This is a genomic window from Rhizobium sp. BK181 (assembly GCF_014193305.1).
In the GTDB taxonomy this organism is placed as follows: Bacteria; Pseudomonadota; Alphaproteobacteria; order Rhizobiales; family Rhizobiaceae; genus Rhizobium.
In genome coordinates this window covers 1,243,146-1,263,082 of the sequence record NZ_JACHZA010000001.1, presented here as the reverse complement: position 1 = coordinate 1,263,082, position 19,937 = coordinate 1,243,146, and the positions used below count along the sequence as shown (strand labels likewise).

The window sequence follows — 19,937 nt, the reverse complement described above, 5'->3', positions numbered from 1 at the left end:
CGCATATTTTTGCGTTTCGAGGCCTTCGGCTGTTCAACTCAGGTTCATCTGAGCGAACTACAAACCATTGAAAGAAAAAGGTGATTGGCTGAATCGACGCGGGGCGAGGAATGGCGAACGCGTGTCCGATGCACCAGGCGACCTTTTCGAAACGCGCAGGCGGCGTGATCCGCGTGCGTCGGCAAAGGAGTTTAAAACGTGAAGTCCATACTGACGACGGCCGCTGCCGTGGCGGCCCTTTTACTTGCGCCTGCGGTTGCGGAAGCCGCAGGAGGATTTGCCACAGCCAACGTCAACATGCGCGCCGGGCCGAGCACGCAATACCCTGCCGTCACCGTCATTCCGGCGGGCGAATCGGTGGAGATTCATGGTTGCCTTGCGGATGTTCCATGGTGCGATGTGGAGTTTTACGGCGGTCGCGGCTGGGTAGCTGGTCGCTACGTGCAGGCGCTGTATCAAAGCCGGCGCGTCTATGTGGGGCCGGAATACTACCGTCCCCTCGGAATTCCGACCGTGGTCTTCAGCGTCGGAAATTACTGGGATCGCTACTATCGCAATCGCGACTTTTATCGGGACCGGGATCGTTGGCGCCGGAATCCGGTCTATGATCGTCCGCCCGCTGCCGTCCGGCCGGCGCGACCGCCGGAATTTGACGGACGCCCGCGCCCCGACCGCCCGCGGCCCGATTTCGATCGTGGTCCCGATCGCCGGCCCGATGGAAACCGCGGCCCGGATCGCCGCCGGGATTTCGGCGGCCGCCCGGACGCTCAGGATTTCCAGGGGCGACCCAGTGACAACCGTCACGATTTCCAGCGACCGCCGCAGCGGACCGACGACGCGAATCAACGTCGTGGTGGTGATGGTCGTCGTGGACCCCCGCGCTGCCAGCCCGGTGATCCGAGTTGCGGACCTCAGCAGTAAACGGATAAGGCGGCCGCAGGCCGCCTTATTGCAGATGAAATGTCTGGAGCAGACAGAGGACGGCCCGGCGCTCTGGGAGAGACACCGGGCCGGATCGCGATCGGCTCGTTTGAGGGGAGACGGCCGACCTTTAGCGAAACGTGTAGGGCGTGTTTCGCTTCGGGCATAATCCACGGGGTCGCTAATGGTTCCCGCTTACCAGAGAGAAACTGAACTTTGCCGCGAGGCGAGCAGTTCGCGCATCTCGGCAAACGGACCGTGCAGCATCTTCAGACGGCTCTCTTCCATTTTGGTCAGCCGGTGGTGGCGTGCAAACTCATGCACGCTCCAGACTTCGCGCAGCCTGAATTCTTCGGTGTTGTTAAAGTCGATGCTCATGAAATGCCTACATATTGCGCGGTCTGCGCTAATCTTAGGCGCAATTCGACGTGCTATATGTCAGATTTGTGACAGTCGCAACGAATGGCAGCTATGCCGAAAAAGCGTGGCTTGGTAAGCCAAAGAAAACAAAGCCCGGTCGAAGCCGGGCCCTGCGATTCTCCTGAATTCGACTATCGCCAATCGCGTCCGCGCACCCACGGCGGCGGGCGATCCCACCCGTAGGATCGCTCGTAGCGCCAACCATAGCGCGGCGGGCCGCCCCAGCCATAAGGGCGGCGGTCATTGCGCCAGCCGTATCGCGGCGGCGGAGGCCGGTTCCAGTTCGGCCGGCAATTGCCCCATCGGGTCAGGTGATAGCCGCGCCCGCAGGCATAGTCGACGAGCACTGTATTCTTGGCCGCAATGCCGTTCACTGGCGCAATCGGCATCGCTTCAGCCATGGAAACGCCAAATCCAAACATGGCGATCGCGGCTGCAATCATTCTCATACGCATCTCTGCACCTCTGTTATGCAAGTCCCTTGCCTACCGATTAGAGAGCCGGTTCGGTGAACGGGGGCTGAACCAAATTTGACATTATTGGGGCAGGCATGGGCCGTTCTAACCACTTCTTAACCACCCCTTAAATCGCCGCATTTAAAGTTCAACCGGGTGGAGAACCGTTTGGCAAAGCACGGTTTCTGCGGCATCGCCGCGCGAGAAGCGAAGATGGGGTGTACCGGGTACTAGATGGCGGGCAGAGGCAAATCACGCGACAGGATCGAACCTTCTTTCAGCGGTCGCAACGACCGTGATGATGATGACGATTTCTCGCTCGATGCCGATGACCGTGTGGTGCGCGGACGCTCGACGCGGAAAGCGCCGCCGAAGTCGTCCCGTTCGCGGCAGCCGGAGCGACGCAAACGAGACCGCCGTGATCGCGACGGCGGTGGGCTCTTCGCTTTCATCCGTCGCCTTGTCTACTGGTGCATCGTTTTCGGGATTTGGGCCGGGATCGGCGTCGCCGGCCTCGTCGTTTACTACGGCTCGCGTATGCCGAGCGCGAGCACCTGGGCCATTCCGGAACGTCCGCCGAACGTCAAGATCACCGCTGTCGACGGCAGCGTCCTTGCCAATCGCGGCACGACCGGCGGCGAAGCGCTGGCACTCGAAGATATGTCGCCGTACATCCCCGAAGCGATCGTCGCCATCGAAGACCGCCGTTTCTATTCGCATTTCGGCGTCGATCCGCTTGGCCTTGCACGCGCCTTGGTCACCAACCTGACGACCGGGCATATGGTTCAGGGCGGCTCGACGCTGACGCAGCAGCTTGCAAAGAACCTCTTCCTGTCGCCGGACCGGACGCTCGAGCGCAAGGTCCAGGAAGTTCTGCTCGCGCTATGGCTGGAGCAGAAATATACCAAGGAGCAGATCCTTGCGATGTATCTCAACCGGGTGTTTTTCGGTTCGAACGCCTATGGCGTCGAGGCTGCGTCGCGGCGCTACTTCAACAAGTCCGCGCGTGATGTGAACCTTGGTGAAGCCGCCCTTCTTGCCGGCCTCGTCAAGGCGCCGTCGCGCCTGTCGCCTGCACGCGATCCTGAGGCCGCCAATGCCCGCGCGCAGGTGGTGCTGCAGACGATGCGCGAGCAGGGCTATATCACCGATGACGAAGTGAAGACCGCCATGTCGCAGACGCCGGCCAAGGCAAAGCGCTATTGGTCGGGCGCCGGTCACTACGTCGCCGATATGGTCATCGACCAACTTCCAGGTCTGATCGGTGACGTCAAGGAAGACATCGTCGTCGATACGACGATCGACAAGACGCTGGAAAAGCGCGCGGAGCAGTCGCTGAATGTCGTTCTCGGCAAGGACGGCGCCAAGCTCGATGCCTCACAGGCGGCCCTGGTTTCGCTCGATGGCACCGGCGCAATCCGCGCGCTGGTGGGCGGCAGGGACTATGCCGACAGCCAGTTCAACCGCGCCGTCACTGCCAAACGCCAGCCGGGATCGTCCTTCAAGCCGTTCGTCTACGCCGCGGCGCTGGAAAAGGGCCTGACGCCGTTTTCCGTATTCAACGACGCGCCGATCCGCATCGGCGACTGGACGCCCGAGAATTACGAGAAGAAGTATAATGGCGAGGTGACGCTCGCGACGGCGCTTGCAAAGTCACTGAACACCGTCGCCGCCCAGCTTGTCATGTATGACGGGCCGGACCAGGTCATCAAGCTGGCACACCGTCTCGGCATCGAATCGGAACTGCAGCCGAATGCCTCGATCGCGCTTGGCACATCAGAAGTGTCGCTGACCGAGCTCACCGGCGCTTATGCCGCCTTCATGAATGGTGGTTACAAGGCGACGCCGCACGTGATCCGCAGGGTGACGACGGCCGACGGCAGCAAGGTGCTCTATGAGAACACCTACGACAATCCGCCCCGCGTCCTGTCGGAAGCGATCGCCGCAAACATGAATACGATGATGATGGGCGTCATCAACCAGGGAACGGGCAAGAGCGCCAAGCTTTCCGGCTGGCAGGCCGCCGGCAAGACCGGCACCACCCAGAACTCGCGCGACGCGCTCTTTGTTGGCTTCACGAGCAACCTCACGACGGGCGTCTGGTTCGGCAACGACGACGGCAAGCCAATGAAGAAGGTCACGGGCGGCGGCTTGCCCGCCAAGGCCTGGCAGGAGTTCATGGTCGCCGCGCACAAGGGACTGTCGCCGGCCCCGCTGTTCGGCAACGGCCAGTTCATGGCGGATCCGGCAGCCAATCCCGGCTTCGGCGATCAGCCGATGGCATCCGCCGAGCCTGGCATGGCGCCGCCGCTTGAAGAACCGACGACGATCGGCAGCATTCTTTCCGGCGTCTTTGGTGAGAGCGCCGAGCGTTATCCGCAGGCGCCGGGTCGGCCACGACGCCAGCCGATGACGCCTGATAACGGCGGCCCCGTGCCTCCCGCAGACATCGCCCAGGACGGAGATTATGGCTACGGCGACGCGCTGCCGCCGGGTGACATTGGCGAGCCTGAACCGGCGCCGGCACACAGGCCGAGACGGACGACTTTGCTCGACTTGATCATGGGGCAATAACCAAAGCATTCGGTCAGGAAAATGCCATTTTCCTGTGTGTGTCGAAATTAATCGCTGGGCGCTTGTTTTGCTGGTTTTCTGGCCATTTCTCGCCTTGCAGTCCCGAAAACCGCTCCTTATATACGCGGCATCACCGCAATCACGATTGCGTTAATCTTAAAGACCCATCCCGTAAGGGGCTGTCAGGGAAATGCCTTCTCGGGGTTCCGACAGCTTGCTTCAAGGAGAGAATGACATGGCAAAAGTAATTGGTATCGACCTCGGAACGACAAATTCCTGCGTCGCTGTCATGGACGGCAAGGACGCGAAGGTCATTGAGAACGCCGAAGGTGCGCGCACGACGCCTTCGATCGTAGCATTTTCCGAAGATGGCGAACGCCTCGTCGGTCAGCCGGCCAAGCGCCAGGCAGTTACCAACCCCACGGATACGCTGTTCGCAGTGAAGCGCCTCATCGGCCGCCGCTACGACGATCCGACGGTTGAAAAGGACAAGGCTCTCGTTCCTTTCGAGATCACCAAGGGTGACAACGGCGACGCCTGGGTCAAGGCCCGCGGCACCGGCTATTCGCCTGCACAGATCTCCGCGATGATCCTTCAGAAGATGAAGGAAACCGCTGAATCCTATCTCGGTGAAAAGGTCGAAAAGGCCGTCATCACCGTTCCGGCTTACTTCAACGACGCACAGCGCCAGGCAACCAAGGATGCCGGCAAGATCGCTGGCCTCGAAGTTCTCCGCATCATCAACGAGCCGACCGCTGCCGCGCTCGCTTACGGCCTCGACAAGAAGGACGGCAAGACCATCGCCGTTTACGACTTGGGTGGCGGTACCTTCGATATCTCGATCCTCGAGATCGGTGACGGCGTCTTCGAAGTGAAGTCCACCAACGGCGACACCTTCCTCGGCGGTGAAGACTTCGACATGCGCCTCGTCGAATACCTCGTTGCCGAATTCAAGAAGGACAACGGCATCGACCTCAAGGGCGACAAGCTGGCTCTGCAACGCCTCAAGGAAGCTGCCGAAAAGGCGAAGATCGAACTGTCGTCTTCGCAGCAGACCGAAATCAACCTGCCGTTCATCACGGCGGACGCAACCGGCCCGAAGCACCTGACCCTGAAGCTGACCCGCGCCAAGCTCGAAAGCCTGGTCGAGGATCTGATCCAGCGCACGATCGCACCGTGCAAGGCTGCTCTCAAGGATGCCGGCGTAACGCCTGCCGAGATCGACGAAGTCGTTCTGGTCGGCGGCATGAGCCGCATGCCGAAGGTGCAGGAAGTCGTCAAGCAGCTGTTCGGCAAGGAGCCGCACAAGGGCGTCAACCCGGATGAAGTCGTCGCTCTCGGCGCCGCCATCCAGGCCGGCGTTCTCCAGGGCGACGTCAAGGACGTTCTGCTCCTCGACGTAACCCCGCTGTCTCTCGGAATCGAGACCCTCGGTGGCGTCTTCACCCGTCTGATCGAGCGTAACACCACGATCCCGACGAAGAAGTCGCAGACCTTCTCGACCGCCGACGACAACCAGCAGGCTGTCACCATCCGCGTTTCGCAGGGCGAGCGCGAAATGGCTGCCGACAACAAGCTGCTCGGCCAGTTCGACCTCGTTGGCCTGCCGCCGGCACCGCGTGGCGTTCCGCAGATCGAAGTCACCTTCGATATCGACGCCAACGGCATCGTGCAGGTTTCGGCCAAGGACAAGGGCACCGGCAAGGAACAGCAGATCCGCATCCAGGCATCTGGTGGTCTCTCCGACGCCGACATCGAGAAGATGGTCAAGGACGCCGAAGCCAATGCCGAAGCCGACAAGAAGCGTCGCGAAGGCGTAGAAGCCAAGAACCAGGCCGAAAGCCTGATCCACTCCAGCGAGAAGTCGCTGAAGGATTACGGTGACAAGGTGACCGAGGCCGATCGCACCGCGATCTCCGATGCGATTGCTGCTCTGAAGTCTGCCGTCGAGGTAAGCGAGCCGGATGCTGAAGAGATCAAGGCAAAGACCCAGACCCTCATGGAAGTCTCCATGAAGCTCGGTCAGGCGATCTACGAAGCACAGCAGGCTGAAGGTGGTGCGGCAGACGCATCGGCAGAAGCCGGCGATGACAATGTCGTCGATGCCGACTACGAAGAAGTCAAGGACGACGACCGCAAGAAGTCCGCGTAAGCTGGGCTGAACGGTCACGTTTGAAACTGACATTCCGGCTGCTCTCCAGGGCAGCCGGAAATCCATTTCCGGGGTCTGATCCTTAATGGCAAAAGCCGATTTTTACGAAACGCTGGGTGTCGCCAAGACGGCGGACGAAAAAGAGCTGAAAAGCGCCTTCCGCAAACTCGCCATGAAATTCCATCCGGACAAGAATCCGGGCGATCATGAGGCAGAGCGTAAATTCAAGGAAATCAACGAAGCCTACGAAATGCTCAAGGATCCGCAGAAGCGGGCGGCCTATGACCGTTACGGTCACGCAGCCTTCGAGCATGGCGGCATGGGCGGTGGCGGCTTCGGCGGCGGTGGCTTTGGCGGCGGCGGTGGGTTCTCCGATATCTTCGAGGATATCTTCGGCGAGATGATGGGCGGCGGCCGTCAGCGGCAGCGCTCTTCGGGTGGCCGCGAGCGTGGCGCCGATCTTCGCTACAACATGGAAATTTCGCTGGAGGAATCCTTCTCCGGAAAGACGGCGCAAATCCGCGTTCCGACATCGATCACTTGTGACGTCTGTTCCGGCTCGGGCGCAAAGCCCGGCACCCAGCCGAAAACCTGCGGCACCTGCCAGGGTTCTGGCCGTGTTCGCGCGGCCCAGGGCTTCTTCTCGATCGAGCGGACCTGCCCGACCTGTCATGGTCGTGGCACGATCATTCCCGATCCATGCACGAAGTGCCATGGCCAGGGTCGGGTCACCGAAGAGCGTTCGCTCTCGGTGAACATTCCGGCGGGCATCGAAGACGGCACCCGCATTCGGCTGCAGGGCGAGGGCGAGGCCGGCATGCGCGGCGGTCCGGCGGGCGATCTCTACATCTTCCTGTCGGTCAAGCCGCATGAATTCTACCAGCGTGATGGCGCCGATCTCTACTGTACTATCCCGATCTCGATGACGACGGCGGCACTTGGCGGCACGTTTGACGTGGCGACGCTCGATGGCACCAAGTCGCGCGTTACCGTGCCGGAAGGCACGCAGGCCGGAAAGCAGTTCCGCCTCAAGGGCAAGGGCATGCCGGTGCTGCGGTCGCCGCAAACGGGTGACCTTTACATCCAGATCCAGATCGAGACCCCGCAGAAGCTGACGAAGCGGCAACGCGAACTCCTTCAGGAGTTCGAACAGCTGTCCTCGAAGGAAAACAATCCGGAATCGACCGGGTTCTTTGCCCGAATGAAGGAATTCTTCGAAGGCTGATCGGGCCATCGATGAAATGTTAAAAGGCTCGGTTGTTCCTGCAACCGGGCCTTTATTGTTATTTGCTCCGGATTGCCTATGCAGGGTTGTTGCGCGAGCGCGACTTTCGCAGTGAAAATGGCTTTACAATTTTGGATCAGCCAAATGATTGGTGGGACATTAAGATAATAAAAGGGTAAATTAGCAGGCCGAACAACATAGCAGCGCCGAGGGACACTTGGAACGCCGTCTCGCAGCCATCCTCGCAGCAGATATCGTCGGTTACAGCCGATTGATGGGATCAGATGAATCCGGGACGCTGAGTGCGGTAAAGTCCTGCCGCACGGAGCTCCTCAACCCGAAAATTGCGCAGCATCGCGGCCGCATCGTCAAGATGACCGGTGACGGCATGTTGGTGGAATTCTCCAGCATTGTGAACGCGGTTGCCTGTGCCGACGAGGTGCAGCGGGAGACGGCGCAGCGAAACCTGTCCGTACTTGAAGAAAAGCGCATCGAGTTCCGGATCGGTATCCATCTCGGCGATGTTATCGTCGAGGAGGGCGATATTTTCGGCGATGGTGTCAATGTTGCCGCCCGGCTGGAAACTTTGGCCGAACCCGGCGGCATTGCTGTCTCCGCCTCGGTCAAAGACCACGTCGGCTCGCGGCTCGACCTGTCGTTCGAGGATCGCGGCGAGCACAGGCTCAAGAACATCAAGGAACCGATCAGGGTCTATGCGATCTCTCCGCGGCGGGCGCTGCCGCTGAAAGTGAACAAGGCCGCTCTGGCCGCAGCCAAGGAAAAGCACAAGCAGCTCGTTGCCGTCCTACCTTTCACCAACATGAGCGGTGACGCCGAGCAGGAGTATTTTTCGGACGGCATCACTGAAGACATCATTACCGACCTCTCCAAGGTATCGAACCTCTATGTCGTCGCGCGCAACACCGCCTTCACCTACAAGGGAAAATCCGTGCAGGTAAAGCAGGTCGCGGCCGAGCTCGGGGTCGACTTCGTTCTCGAGGGCAGCGTCCGCAAGGTCGGGCAGCGGGTGCGCATTACCGGGCAGCTGATTGATGCGAAGAACGGCGGGCACCTTTGGGCGGACCGCTTTGACCGTGACCTGACCGATATTTTTGCGATCCAGGACGAGATCACCCACGCGATCGTCGATCAACTCAAGATCAAGTTGCTGCCGGAGGAGCGGCGAGCGATCGAAGCCGAGCAGACATGCAATGTCGAAGCCTACACCTATTACCTGCGCGGCCGGCAGCTTTCTCATACCTGGACGCGGCCTTATCTGCTTCTGGCGCGGCGTATGTTTGCGACTGCGGTCGCTCTCGATCCGGAATATGCGCGTGCCTATGCCGGGATGGCCGATTGCGAGTCAGCGCTGCGCGACTGGCATGCGGGAGAGTATACGCTACAGGGGATTCTCAATCTGAGTGCCAAGGCGCTTGCACTCGATCCAAATCTCGCTGAGGCGCACGCCTCGCGCGGGCTGGCGCTGCACCAGGATGGCCGAGACGAAGAGGCGCTGAGCGAGTTCGAAAAGGCGCTGGCGCTGGAGCCCGATCTCTATGAAGCGAATTTTCACTACGGCCGCTTCCTTTTCATGGAGGGCAAGTTCGAAGGAGCCATCACGTTCTTCACCAGGGCGGCCGAGATCAGGCCGGACGACTATTTGTCGCCGATACACCTGATGAGTGCATGTCGGTCGCTCGGGCTGGAGGAAGAACGAGCGCACTGGGCACGCATCTGCATCGAGCGCGCCGAGGAGGCCCTGGAGCGGCATCCGGAAAATTCAGGCCCAGCTCATCGCGGCGCGCTGGCCCTGGCGCACATGGGCGAGGCGGAAAAAGCAAAGGAGTGGGTGAAGCGCGCCCAGATGATCGACCCCGATGACATTGTCGCGCAGTATAACATCGCCTGTGTTTACGCGTTGCTGAACGAATGCGACGCTGCTCTGGACTTGTTGGAGGAGCTACTGCCGCTGTCGTCCTGTTATCACATCCTGTGGTTCAAGCATGATTCGGATCTGGATTCGGTGCGCGATCACCCACGATTCGAAAAGATGCTGGATGCGATCGCGGCCTGCTCAGCCTCGCTGGACTTCAAGGTGGCGTCGGAATAGCGCTGGCGCCCGGCACCTGTTCCATTTTGGAGCAGGCCGAAATGCGCATCTGTCTTGCGTTAACGCAGGCAATGAATGGCGCTTTGCAAAGGCACACGAAGCGGCCAGTATCCTTGCGGGGATCAACCAAAAAATCGAGGGCAACTTCCATGATGGCAGCAGCCGCTTCCGTGTCTTTCCAGTCTGACGATGTCGATGTGCTCGCCGGCGCGCTCTACGCGTGGTGCGCCGAGCACAATATCAAGCTGCGCAGCCAGCAGGGACTTGCGATCGCCAGCATCGCGATAGATCTCTATCACGCCGGCCATCAGACACAGGACGATTTGCTCGTCGCCCTTCACGAGCGCGAACTGCACTGACCGGCAGAGCAGAGCTCAGCCCAACGCCTCGACGTAGCTTTCGCCGGTCATGATCGACAGGATGGTCTTCACGGCCTCTTTGCCTGCTGTGGAGCGAAGCTTGTCGTAGTGCAGGGCAAGCTCATAGGCCTCCGGGCTGAGACCTGGTCGCGCCGATCCGTCACGCGGATTGGCGCCTTCGAACAGGTCCGAAATATCCACGCCCAGAAAGACCGCGATCTGGTGAAGCTTGCTCGCGGATACGCGATTGGTGCCTTTCTCGTATTTCTGAATCTGTTGAAAAGTCAGCCCCAGCGCGTCTCCCAGTTCCAGCTGCGATATGCGTCGTTTGGCCCTGAGCGTCCGGACATTTCTGCCGACAATAATATCCACCGGATCTGGCACTGCTGTGTTCCCTCATTATAAATTCAAATGCGCTAGTACTATGCCCGCCTTTTGCAATATCTCAACCAACTAGTTGCAATTTTCAACCTGCTTTTGCTGTGGTTTTGGGCCGCTCAGTCATACACTTTCGGCGTAGACATCGACCGTAACGTGCACGCTATTTGCGATGCGCGTTTAGGGCGGCAATCGTGCGTAAGTCGCATTCTATTTTACTTGCCGCGGCGATCACCTGATTCTCCGTCGATTCCGTGGCTTGCCAAACTTGACCCAAGCATCGACAACTCATATTTTAGAATAATTCTAAAACGAGGTTGTCATGTTCAACAGACTTTTCAATTCATCCAAGCGTTCTTTTGATTCATTGTCCGAACAGGAAATACTCGCGCTTGCCATCGGCTCCGAAGAGGACGACGCGCGCATTTATCTCGCCTACGCCGACATGCTGCGGGACGCGTATCCCGCCTCGGCAAAAGTCTTCGAGGACATGGCCGAGGTCGAGGACACACATCGCAAATCCCTGATCGAAATTTATCGCCAGCGGTTCGGCGAGCGCATAACGCTCATCCGGCGCGAGCATGTTCGAGGATTCTATGAGCGCAAGCCCGACTGGCTGCGACGCAACCTGTCATTGGACAAGATCCGGGACGAGGCGGCGGCCATGGAACAGCAGGCCTATCGCTTCTATGTCGAGGCCGCGACCCGCGTGACCGACGCCGGCACGAGGCAGCTTTTGGGTGACTTGGCGCTCGCCGAGCAGGGCCACGAAGAGATCACCCATATGCTGGGCGACAAGCACACGCCTGAGACCGTAAAGGCGGAGGAAGACGTCGCTGCGCGGCGGCAATTGGTTCTGACCTACGTGCAGCCCGGTCTCGCTGGTCTGATGGACGGCTCGGTGTCAACATTGGCACCGATCTTTGCGGCCGCGTTTGCGACCCAGGACACCTGGCAGACCTTCCTTGTCGGGATGTCCGCATCGGTCGGCGCCGGCATCTCGATGGGCTTCACCGAGGCGGCGCATGACGACGGCAAGATTTCCGGCCGCGGTTCGCCGATCAAGCGTGGTCTCGCCTGCGGAGTGATGACGGCGCTCGGCGGTCTTGGGCACACCTTGCCGTATCTGATCCCGAACTTCTGGACTGCAACGACGATGGCGGTGATCATCGCGATCTTCGAGCTTTGGGCGATCGCGTTCATCCAGAACAGGTTTATGGAAACACCGTTCTTGCGTGCCGCCTTGCAGGTGGTTGTCGGCGGCGGTCTTGTTCTCGGGGCCGGTATTCTGATTGGAAATGGCTGAGGTACAAAAAAGGCCGGCATCTCGCCGGCCTTTCCTGTTCAATCCGATATCGTCTACCTCAAGGCGCCGACCAAAACGTCGCGGCCGTTTTCGATGGTGACCCAGCGACCGGCATTGGCGCTCGACTGGCGCTTGATGAAGGAGTAGGGGGTGTCGAACCACGGCTTGACGCTGGATGCCAGGTTGTCGAGCACGAAGTCGCCGTTGGTGGTGCGCAACGTCAGTACGGCATGGCCTTCGCCGTCCGGCTTGCGAACGACCGTGAGCAGAAGGTTAGCTGGCGAAATTCCCCGCTGAACCAGGATGCGGCGCTTCAAGAGGGCGAAGTCTTCGCAATCGCCCGCCGTCGTCGGATAAGCCCAGACCTCATCCTTGCCGTAGATTTCCTTGTCGGTCATCGGCGTGATGCTGTTGTTGACCGTGGCGTTGACCGATCGCACCATTCCCCACTTGGCATCAGACATCTCAGCCGGCGAGGTGTTGCGGTTCGGGCCGCATTCGTTGCTATGGATCTGGCAGAAGTCGTAGTGGCCGATCGGCTGGGAAGTGGCTGCGCCTGTGACCATCGAGAGGTTGTTGGTGGAAGCCGGCGTTGCGGCTGTAGACATAGCAAACACGGCCATCATGGCCACGACGAAACCCTTGATCCGCACGCCCGCTCTTCCCTTGCATCGCCCATGTATTGTTAACAAAAAGTTAACGGACGGAGGCTCGGAGAGTCAATCGTTACTTCTGGGGAGGGGGGCGCTAACCACCAACATGGTTAAAATCCGTTAGGATTTGGCACAGGCGGTACCGTTTGAATTATCGGATAAGCCCTTTGACGGCGGCAAGGATGCGCTCGATGTCCTGCGGTCGCGAAAGCCGGTGATCGCCGTCGCGCACGAAGGTCAGTACGACATCGTCGGCAGGCAGATGTTCCACCAGTTTCATGGCGTGCTGATAGGGAACGTCGGGATCCTTCATCCCCTGCAGGATATGCACGGGGCAACCGGTCTCGATGATGCCTTTGAGGACGCTGTTGTCGCGCCCGTCCTCCATCAGCGCCCGCGTATAGATGTTTGGCTCCGGGCTATAGGCCGACCGCTCCTCGAAGTAGCCGCGCTCGGCTAGCGAGGCTTTCTCCTTCTTCGTGAGGCTCGGCTCGATCAGCTCGGTGGTGAAGTCGGGAGCCGGCGCAATCAGCACCATGCCTTCGAGCTTCGGCCCGTCCTGCCGCTTGCCAAGTTCCTGCGCGAGCCTGAGAGCAATCCATCCGCCCATCGACGAACCTACGACCAGAATCCGGTCGGGGGCCGTGTGGAGGATCACGGCAAGCGCTTCCTCCAGCCAGCGCGAGATCGTCCCATCGGTGAACTTGCCGCCGGATAGGCCGTGCCCCGAATAGTCTAGGCGTAGGCAGGCGAGACCGTTTTCCGCGGCAAACCTGTCGAGTTCGATCGCCTTGCTGCCGCTCATGTCGGAGCGGTATCCGGATAACCAAACGAGGGTTGGGCCGTTTGCCTGACCGGACCGGCTGCGCGCGATGTAGGCAATCTCGCGTGCGGCTTCGCCTTCTCCGACGGTCAGATATTGTTGGTCATGAATGAAATTTGCGTCAGACATCGCAGAACTCCGGTTGTTTTGGCCTATAAAACAGATTCTTGACAGGCTGACAGCAGGTGTTTTTTCCGCTAAAGAATGCTACTGACTCCGTTGCAGCAATGGTGAGACTACGTTTGTACTCCCGTGATTGGGAGTGCCAGGGCTGCAGCGATCCGAAACAACGCGAGGAGAATACGACCATTCGCAGACCCTTTAAAGCCGACGCGCCCGTGAAGGAAGGGCCGCGCTCGAACCGGGAAATTCGCATCCCCCGAGTTCAGCTGATTGATGCTGAAGGACAGAACTTGGGCGTTGTGCCCACCGACCAGGCGTTGAAAATGGCTGAAGAAGCCGGCCTCGACCTGGTGGAAATCTCCCCCAATGCCGAACCGCCTGTGTGCAAGATCCTCGATCTGGGCAAGCTGAAATACGCCAACCAGAAAAAGGCCGCCGAGGCGCGCAAGAAGCAGAAGATTGTCGAAGTCAAAGAAATCAAGATGCGCCCCAATATCGACACCCATGACTATGAGGTGAAGATGAAGGCGATGGGCCGTTTCTTTGAAGACGGTGACAAGGTCAAGGTGACGCTGAAGTTCCGCGGTCGCGAAATGGCGCACCAGGAACTCGGTATGAAGCTGCTGCAGCAGGTGAAGGCCGACACGACCGAATATGCCAAGGTCGAAGCCGAGCCGAAGCTTGAAGGCCGCCAGATGATGATGGTGCTCGCGCCGAAGTGAGGCGTGTAGCTACTCTCGTATCAAAGCCGTCCGTAAGGGCGGCTTTTGTATTTTGGGGCCTCGTCCACCCAATCTGACAGGATGCTGACAAACGCGCTCAACGGTCTGTCAGCGAGACTTTGGCAATCTGTTCTCAACAAAGAAGAGAGCAGAAGGCAAAGATCATGAAGAAGACCATTTCCCACACGTTTCTGGCTTCAGTCGCCGCAATCGCGGTGACCTTGTCGCTCCCGACAATCCAGACATTCAGTTCAGGCCATTTTTCGTCGGCAGCATTTGCCCGTGGTGGCAGCGATGATGGTGGTGGGAGCAGCGGTAGCGGTTCCGGCGGCTCGGGCGGCAGCGGCAATAGCGGATCCAGCCACAGCGGTGGCAGTGATGACCACAGCGGCAGCGGGCGTGGTGGTGATGATCACAGCGGTCGCGGCGGTCACGACGACGGTAATGACGACCATGGCCGTGGACGTGGAGCCGATGACGGAGCCAACCATGACGCCAATGACGACAATGCTGGCAACCGCCGTGGCGGACGCAACGACAATCGTCCGGAAGTGACGCTTTCGGTATCCGAAGCGAGCCTGACGGGACTGCTGAACGGTTCGCTCGTCGCTGTCGATCAGCTCGGGCGACGCCTCGAGGTCGAGGTTGAGCTCGAGCACGGGACACGTGAGGTCGTGGCGCATCCACACAGAGGTGACTTTGTTCGAAATCCTGGCGCAATCACCAGCGTCAACATAGTTCCCGCTTCGGCGCAATAATCTGCCCGGCGCGGTCTTCCGGCCACCCCTTCGGAAGAAAGAACTCCGCCGCGCCCCGGCGGAGTTCTTGGTTTCTTGGAACCTTGTCTCGTCGCGATAAAGCGTTCAGTGTAGGTTCCGCGATTGCAGATGCTTGAAATACCTGGAAGGTCAATGAACACAAGCCGTCGCTCTTTCATGACGATGTTGATGCTGGCCGTGGCGCTCGCCGCCGCCGGTCCGATTTTCGTTTCCCATGCCGAAGCCAAGGATGGCAGCGACGATGGTGGCGGCGGCGGTAGCAGCGGTGGGAGTGGTTCGAGTGGCGGCAGCGGCTCGTCGGGCTCCGGCTCGTCCGGATCCTCGGGGTCCAACTCGGGCAGCGGCAGTTCCAATTCCGGTCGTGGCGGCCACGACGATCACGGGGATGATGACGGCGGTGATGACCACGGCGGCGGCGGAGGCGGCGGTAACAGCGGCCGCGGCAGCGGCGGACGGAACACCGATTCCGATCGCGCGCGCGACGCCGTTCGCGAGGGACGGATCCTGCCGCTGAAGACCGTTCTGCAGCGCATCGACGCAAAACGCTACGGTCGGGTTATCGACGTCAATCTCCGTCGATCTATGTTCAGCGATGTGTATCAAGTGAAGGTTCGCGACGTGACGGGCGCGATCAGGACATTGCGCGTCGACGCCCGCAACGGAGCATTGCTGGGGGGCTAGGGGCTATGCGTATCCTGTTGGCGGAGGACGATCCCAATATTTCCGGCCATGTGGTCGAAAAGCTTGGGCGGGAAGGCTATCGCGTCGAAGTATTCGCGAGCGGGCCTGCCGTGTGGGAAGAGGGCGAGACTGGCGATTACTCAGCCATCATCCTTGACCTCGGATTGCCCGGTATGGATGGCCTCTCAATACTGAAACGTTGGCGCGGCGCGGGCATCAACACGCCGGTTCTCGTTCTGACGGCTCGCGGCTCCTGGATGGAGCGCGTCGACGGCTTCGATGCGGGCGCCGATGACTATCTGCCGAAGCCGTTTCGTACCGAGGAACTGTTGGCCCGCCTGCGGGCGCTTCTTCGGCGCACCGGCGCTGTCGCTGTGCGCGTCAAATCCGCCAACCGTTTCACACTTGATGAGAGCGCCAGGCGCGTGACGTTCGACGGGCGCGAGCTCGACCTCAGCCCGCTGGAATACCGGATGATCGCGCTTTTCATCGGAAAGCCCGGGGAAGTGCTCAGCCCCACCGAACTGGCAAGCCAGGTTCAGGGCCGTGACGACGATGCCGCCAAGAATGCCGTGGAGGCCATGGTGGCGCGGCTGCGAAAGAAGACGGACAGCGACGCCATCGAGACCCGGCGCGGCTTTGGCTATGTCCTTCCGGAGCGACCTCGGTGATCCACTCGCTGCATTTTCGCCTGGCTGCCGGAGCGCTTGTCGCGATCGCGCTGGCGTTGACGCTCGTCTGGGCGGTGCTCAGCCATCTGTTCACGGACTATCTGGCCGACCAGTATTCCAACGAAATGACGTCGGTGATGGATTCGCTGGCAGCGCGGCTCAGCGTGGAGAATGGCGCTCTTGAATTGAAGAACGAGCCTGCCGACTCGCGCTTCCAGATTCCGGCTGGCGGCCGATACTGGCAAATCTCTCCCGATGGCAACGAGGAGCCGCTGCGGTCCCGCTCGCTGTGGGACGAGGAAATCACCACGGATGACCTGTCGAAGGACATGTATTGCGGGTTCCGGGAAACGGACGGGCCGGATGGCTCGCCGCTGCTGGTGTCGATGAAGACGATGGCGCTTGGCGAAGGCGACGCAAAGAAGAACTTCACCGTCTACGCCGCTTTTTCCAAGCCGGAGATGGAAGCAGCGCTTGAAAGCTATCACCGGCCGTTGCGGTTGATGCTGCTTTCGACCGGCGGCATGCTTCTCCTGGCCGCATTTTTGCAGGGGTGGGTGGGCCTGCGCCCGCTGGTGCGGCTTCGCGATCGCGTCGCCGATATCAGGGCCGGGCGCAGCTCTCATATCGGCACGGAGGGGCCGAGCGAGGTCAAGCCGCTGGTTCGCGAGATCAACTTGCTGCTCAGCGAGCGCGAGACGGCGATCGAACGGGCCCGTGCTCGTGCGAGCGACCTCGCCCACGGTTTGAAAACGCCGCTAACGGTGTTGTCGCACCTGGTTGAAGCTCTGCCGGAGGGCCAACGCGACACCGCCTTGCAGCAGATCGAGCTGGTCCGGCAGCGCGCCGACCGCCAATTGCAGGCGGCCCGGATGGGCGTGGAGCAGATGGCAACGACATCGTTGCTCGGGATTTCCGGAAAGCTCGTCAACGTCTTGACACCCTTCACCGAAGAGAAGGGGATCGACTGGCATCTCGATATCGATCCGTCGCTCACGGTACAGGCGGATCCCGCCGATATTGCCGAGGCGCTTGGCAACGTGCTCGACAATGCCGTGCGCTTTGCCAGAACACGCATCGATCTTTCCGCCGGGCGCTCACAGGATGATGTCGTGCTCAGCGTTTCCGACGATGGGCCCGGAGCCGATCCGGAGAGCTATAACTTGATGTTGAAGCGCGGCGTCCGGATCGACGAAGGCACGGCAGGAACTGGGTTGGGGCTGGCGATCTCGGGCGATATCCTGGAGGCTTACGGCGGCAGGCTCGATCTTTCCGCCTCGCGGTGGGGCGGCCTTCAGGTGAAACTGATGCTCCCGGCCATGGCCGCCCGGCCTCCCGCCATTGCCTAGAAGATTCATCCGCCGCCCCGTTGCACTTTTATGACGCTGCGGTTATAAGCGCGCGTCCGAACTGACCGGCAGGGCATGCCGTGGCGGTTTCGAATGCTTGCGGAACGGTTCATCACCGGAGCCGCAGATCAACAACAAACGCTCCCGCACCTTGTTGCGACGGCCGTAAACCGGGCATCGCGAGAAGGCTTCCTTGATGAAGCATGCAGGGGGATCAGAAACGGAGTAGCAAAATGCCCAAGATGAAGACGAAGTCTGCTGCCAAGAAGCGGTTCAAGATCACCGCGACCGGTAAGGTCAAGGCTGCAGCTGCTGGCAAGCGCCATGGCATGATCAAGCGTACCAACAAGTTCATCCGCGATGCACGTGGCACGATGGTTCTCGCAGAACCCGATGGCCGCAAGGTCGTGAAGAACTACCTGCCGAACGGTCTCTAAGACTATTCCGCGAACGCTTTAGATTAAGGAGATCATGAAATGGCACGTGTAAAAAGAGGCGTTACCGCCCACGCCAAGCACAAGAAGGTTCTGAAGGCCGCTAAGGGCTTTTACGGCCGTCGCAAGAACACCATCCGCGCTGCGAAGGCTGCTGTCGATCGTTCGAAGCAGTACGCTTATCGCGACCGCAAGATCAACAAGCGCAACTTCCGCGCCCTCTGGATCCAGCGTATCAACGCTGCCGTCCGCGAATTCGGCCTGACCTACGGCCGCTTCATCGACGGCCTGAACAAGGCTGGCATCGAAGTCGACCGTAAGGTTCTCTCCGACATGGCTATCCATGAGCCGGAAGCATTCGGTGCACTCGTTGCTGCCTCCAAGAAGGCTCTCGAGTACCTGAAGGACGCCGGTACGAAGAACGAGTTTGAAGCAGCCGTCAACTAAGCCGGCGCTATTCGAACCTTTGCTTCGATGATTTGGGACCCGCGCTGGCCAGGCTTGCGCGGGTTCTTTGCATTGGCGCGATGGCGATTGAGACGGCTTGGCCGCTCCTCGTTCGACGTCGCGGGCTTTTTGTGGTGTGCCCGGTTGATTGGCTGCGTGCACATGGGTAGTGATCTGCGACGCTTCATCGTGGCGCTTGAGCTATCCGATGCATGTTTTCGTGAATTATCGACAAGACTGACGCCCCGTGAGGCAGGAAAAGATGACCGAACTCGAAACCCTGGAAAAGCAACTTCTGTCTGATGTGGCAGCCGCTGCCGACGAGCCGGCGATCGAAGCCGTGCGTGTCGGCGCACTCGGCAAGAAGGGGTCGGTCTCCGAGCTCCTGAAGACGCTTGGTTCGATGACGCCGGAAGAGCGCCAGACGCGCGGTGCCGCGATCAATGCGCTGAAGAACGCCGTCACCGACGCGATCACGGAACGCAAGGCGGAACTGAAGAAGGCCGCGATCGACGCACGCCTGAAGGCGGAGACGGTCGACGTCAGCCTGCCGGTGCGCTCTTCGCCGGCCGAGCGTGGCCGCATCCATCCGATCAGCCAGATCATCGACGAAATCACCGCGATCTTCGGCGACATGGGCTTCTCGATCGCTGAAGGTCCCGATGTCGAGACCGACTACTACAATTTCACGGCGCTGAACTTCCCCGAAGGCCACCCGGCCCGCGAGATGCACGATACCTTCTTCTTCAATCCGGATGAGAACGGCGAGCGCAAGGTGCTGCGCACGCACACCTCGCCGGTGCAGGTGCGCACCATGGAAGCGCAGAAACCGCCGATCCGCATCATCATCCCCGGCAAGACCTACCGCCAGGACAGTGACGCCACGCACTCGCCGATGTTCCATCAGGTCGAGGGCCTCGTCGTCGACAAGAAGGCGAACGTCGCCAACATCCGCTGGGTGCTGGAAGAATTCTGCAAGACCTTCTTCGAGGTCGACAGCGTGACGATGCGCTTCCGCCCGTCGTTCTTCCCGTTCACGGAACCGTCGTTCGAGGTCGACATCCAGTGCGACCGCTCGGGCCCGATCGTCAAGTTCGGCGAAGGCACCGACTGGATGGAAATCCTCGGCTGCGGCATGGTGCATCCGAACGTGCTGCGCGCCGGCGGTCTCGATCCTGACGAATACCAGGGCTTTGCCTGGGGCATGGGCCTCGACCGCATCGCCATGCTGAAATACGGCATGCCCGACCTGCGCGACTTCTTCAACGCCGATGTCCGCTGGATGACCCATTACGGCTTCCGCCCGCTCGACATGCCGACGCTGTTCGGCGGTCTGAGCGCGTAAGGGAGGATAG

The 19,937-nt window shown here is 60.3% G+C and carries 20 protein-coding genes; 15 read left to right on the top strand and 5 right to left on the bottom strand.

Annotated elements, in window-relative coordinates:
* Nucleotides 1-198: 198 nt before the first annotated feature.
* Complete coding sequence (locus FHT77_RS06355; protein WP_312859729.1) at nt 199-921, top strand: SH3 domain-containing protein; 723 nt, start codon at nt 199-201, stop codon at nt 919-921.
* Nucleotides 922-1,116: 195 nt separating this feature from the next.
* On the opposite strand, the gene FHT77_RS06350 is transcribed toward FHT77_RS06355, so the two are convergent.
* Nucleotides 1,117-1,299, bottom strand: a complete 183-nt coding sequence (locus FHT77_RS06350; protein ID WP_016552358.1) for a hypothetical protein — start codon at nt 1,297-1,299, stop codon at nt 1,117-1,119.
* Between the two features lie 173 nt (nt 1,300-1,472).
* A complete protein-coding gene (locus tag FHT77_RS06345; protein WP_040673870.1) occupies nt 1,473-1,796 on the bottom strand; it encodes a GCG_CRPN prefix-to-repeats domain-containing protein in 324 nt (107 codons plus the stop codon).
* Nucleotides 1,797-2,030: 234 nt separating this feature from the next.
* On the opposite strand from FHT77_RS06345, the gene FHT77_RS06340 reads away from it, so the two are divergent.
* The 5 genes from FHT77_RS06340 (at nt 2,031) to FHT77_RS06320 (ending at nt 10,216) form a co-directional block, all read left to right on the top strand.
* On the top strand, nt 2,031-4,370 hold the full coding sequence (locus tag FHT77_RS06340) for a transglycosylase domain-containing protein (RefSeq protein WP_183753483.1): 2,340 nt from the start codon (nt 2,031-2,033) through the stop codon (nt 4,368-4,370).
* Nucleotides 4,371-4,605: 235 nt separating this feature from the next.
* Nucleotides 4,606-6,522: a molecular chaperone DnaK gene (gene dnaK / locus FHT77_RS06335; protein WP_183753480.1), complete on the top strand. Its 1,917-nt coding sequence runs from the start codon at nt 4,606-4,608 to the stop codon at nt 6,520-6,522.
* Between the two features lie 85 nt (nt 6,523-6,607).
* Nucleotides 6,608-7,747: a molecular chaperone DnaJ gene (gene dnaJ, locus FHT77_RS06330; RefSeq protein WP_114710810.1), complete on the top strand. Its 1,140-nt coding sequence runs from the start codon at nt 6,608-6,610 to the stop codon at nt 7,745-7,747.
* A 217-nt stretch (nt 7,748-7,964) separates the two neighbouring features.
* Nucleotides 7,965-9,857 (top strand): TPR end-of-group domain-containing protein, encoded by a 1,893-nt coding sequence (locus FHT77_RS06325; protein WP_183753478.1) that lies wholly within the window; start codon nt 7,965-7,967, stop codon nt 9,855-9,857.
* Nucleotides 9,858-10,006: 149 nt separating this feature from the next.
* Entirely contained in the window at nt 10,007-10,216 is a 210-nt protein-coding gene (locus FHT77_RS06320; RefSeq protein WP_183753476.1) for a hypothetical protein, read from the top strand.
* A gap of 15 nt (nt 10,217-10,231) precedes the next feature.
* On the opposite strand, the gene FHT77_RS06315 is transcribed toward FHT77_RS06320, so the two are convergent.
* Nucleotides 10,232-10,600 (bottom strand): helix-turn-helix domain-containing protein, encoded by a 369-nt coding sequence (locus tag FHT77_RS06315; RefSeq protein WP_183753474.1) that lies wholly within the window; start codon nt 10,598-10,600, stop codon nt 10,232-10,234.
* A gap of 316 nt (nt 10,601-10,916) precedes the next feature.
* Here FHT77_RS06315 and mbfA point away from each other — a divergent pair, with 316 nt between their 5' ends.
* A complete protein-coding gene (mbfA, locus tag FHT77_RS06310) occupies nt 10,917-11,900 on the top strand; it encodes an iron exporter MbfA (protein WP_183753472.1) in 984 nt (327 codons plus the stop codon).
* A gap of 53 nt (nt 11,901-11,953) precedes the next feature.
* Here the strand turns inward: mbfA and FHT77_RS06305 are convergent, their stop codons facing one another.
* Together FHT77_RS06305 and FHT77_RS06300 are read right to left on the bottom strand one after the other, a co-directional pair.
* A complete protein-coding gene (locus FHT77_RS06305) occupies nt 11,954-12,553 on the bottom strand; it encodes a transglutaminase-like cysteine peptidase (protein ID WP_183753470.1) in 600 nt (199 codons plus the stop codon).
* 151 nt (nt 12,554-12,704) lie between these two features.
* Nucleotides 12,705-13,505 (bottom strand): carboxylesterase, encoded by an 801-nt coding sequence (locus tag FHT77_RS06300; protein ID WP_183753468.1) that lies wholly within the window; start codon nt 13,503-13,505, stop codon nt 12,705-12,707.
* A 179-nt stretch (nt 13,506-13,684) separates the two neighbouring features.
* Between FHT77_RS06300 and infC the strand changes: the two genes are divergently transcribed.
* The 8 genes from infC to pheS all read left to right on the top strand — a co-directional run bounded on the left by infC (nt 13,685) and on the right by pheS (nt 19,927).
* Nucleotides 13,685-14,221: a translation initiation factor IF-3 gene (gene infC / locus FHT77_RS06295; RefSeq protein ID WP_025658610.1), complete on the top strand. Its 537-nt coding sequence runs from the start codon at nt 13,685-13,687 to the stop codon at nt 14,219-14,221.
* Nucleotides 14,222-14,385: 164 nt separating this feature from the next.
* Nucleotides 14,386-14,979, top strand: coding sequence for a hypothetical protein (locus tag FHT77_RS06290; RefSeq protein ID WP_183753466.1), 594 nt, complete (start codon nt 14,386-14,388; stop codon nt 14,977-14,979).
* 153 nt (nt 14,980-15,132) lie between these two features.
* Nucleotides 15,133-15,681, top strand: coding sequence for a PepSY domain-containing protein (locus tag FHT77_RS06285; RefSeq protein ID WP_183753464.1), 549 nt, complete (start codon nt 15,133-15,135; stop codon nt 15,679-15,681).
* A 5-nt stretch (nt 15,682-15,686) separates the two neighbouring features.
* Nucleotides 15,687-16,352 carry a response regulator transcription factor gene (locus FHT77_RS06280; RefSeq protein WP_183753462.1) on the top strand — a complete coding sequence of 222 codons (666 nt, stop codon included), beginning with the start codon at nt 15,687-15,689 and terminating at the stop codon, nt 16,350-16,352.
* Nucleotides 16,349-17,701, top strand: coding sequence for a sensor histidine kinase (locus tag FHT77_RS06275; RefSeq protein WP_183753460.1), 1,353 nt, complete (start codon nt 16,349-16,351; stop codon nt 17,699-17,701). Before FHT77_RS06280 ends, FHT77_RS06275 begins: the two co-directional genes overlap by 4 nt.
* 233 nt (nt 17,702-17,934) lie before the next feature.
* Nucleotides 17,935-18,138, top strand: a complete 204-nt coding sequence (gene rpmI / locus FHT77_RS06270) for a 50S ribosomal protein L35 (protein WP_007529267.1) — start codon at nt 17,935-17,937, stop codon at nt 18,136-18,138.
* A 39-nt stretch (nt 18,139-18,177) separates the two neighbouring features.
* Nucleotides 18,178-18,582, top strand: coding sequence for a 50S ribosomal protein L20 (gene rplT, locus FHT77_RS06265; RefSeq protein ID WP_007798644.1), 405 nt, complete (start codon nt 18,178-18,180; stop codon nt 18,580-18,582).
* 262 nt (nt 18,583-18,844) lie between these two features.
* Complete coding sequence (gene pheS / locus FHT77_RS06260; protein WP_183753458.1) at nt 18,845-19,927, top strand: phenylalanine--tRNA ligase subunit alpha; 1,083 nt, start codon at nt 18,845-18,847, stop codon at nt 19,925-19,927.
* Nucleotides 19,928-19,937 lie beyond the last annotated feature (10 nt).

Bases quoted from the DNA above. Each gene is read 5' to 3' on its own strand.
- FHT77_RS06350 (WP_016552358.1), bottom strand. From the start codon at position 1,299: ATGAGCATCGACTTTAACAACACCGAAGAATTCAGGCTGCGCGAAGTC.
- FHT77_RS06345 (WP_040673870.1), bottom strand. From the start codon at position 1,796: ATGCGTATGAGAATGATTGCAGCCGCGATCGCCATGTTTGGATTTGGC.
- FHT77_RS06340 (WP_183753483.1), top strand. From the start codon at position 2,031: ATGGCGGGCAGAGGCAAATCACGCGACAGGATCGAACCTTCTTTCAGC.
- dnaK (WP_183753480.1), top strand. From the start codon at position 4,606: ATGGCAAAAGTAATTGGTATCGACCTCGGAACGACAAATTCCTGCGTC.
- dnaJ (WP_114710810.1), top strand. From the start codon at position 6,608: ATGGCAAAAGCCGATTTTTACGAAACGCTGGGTGTCGCCAAGACGGCG.
- FHT77_RS06320 (WP_183753476.1), top strand. From the start codon at position 10,007: ATGATGGCAGCAGCCGCTTCCGTGTCTTTCCAGTCTGACGATGTCGAT.
- mbfA (WP_183753472.1), top strand. From the start codon at position 10,917: ATGTTCAACAGACTTTTCAATTCATCCAAGCGTTCTTTTGATTCATTG.
- FHT77_RS06300 (WP_183753468.1), bottom strand. From the start codon at position 13,505: ATGTCTGACGCAAATTTCATTCATGACCAACAATATCTGACCGTCGGA.
- FHT77_RS06290 (WP_183753466.1), top strand. From the start codon at position 14,386: ATGAAGAAGACCATTTCCCACACGTTTCTGGCTTCAGTCGCCGCAATC.
- FHT77_RS06285 (WP_183753464.1), top strand. From the start codon at position 15,133: ATGAACACAAGCCGTCGCTCTTTCATGACGATGTTGATGCTGGCCGTG.
- FHT77_RS06280 (WP_183753462.1), top strand. From the start codon at position 15,687: ATGCGTATCCTGTTGGCGGAGGACGATCCCAATATTTCCGGCCATGTG.
- rpmI (WP_007529267.1), top strand. From the start codon at position 17,935: ATGCCCAAGATGAAGACGAAGTCTGCTGCCAAGAAGCGGTTCAAGATC.
- rplT (WP_007798644.1), top strand. From the start codon at position 18,178: ATGGCACGTGTAAAAAGAGGCGTTACCGCCCACGCCAAGCACAAGAAG.
- pheS (WP_183753458.1), top strand. From the start codon at position 18,845: ATGACCGAACTCGAAACCCTGGAAAAGCAACTTCTGTCTGATGTGGCA.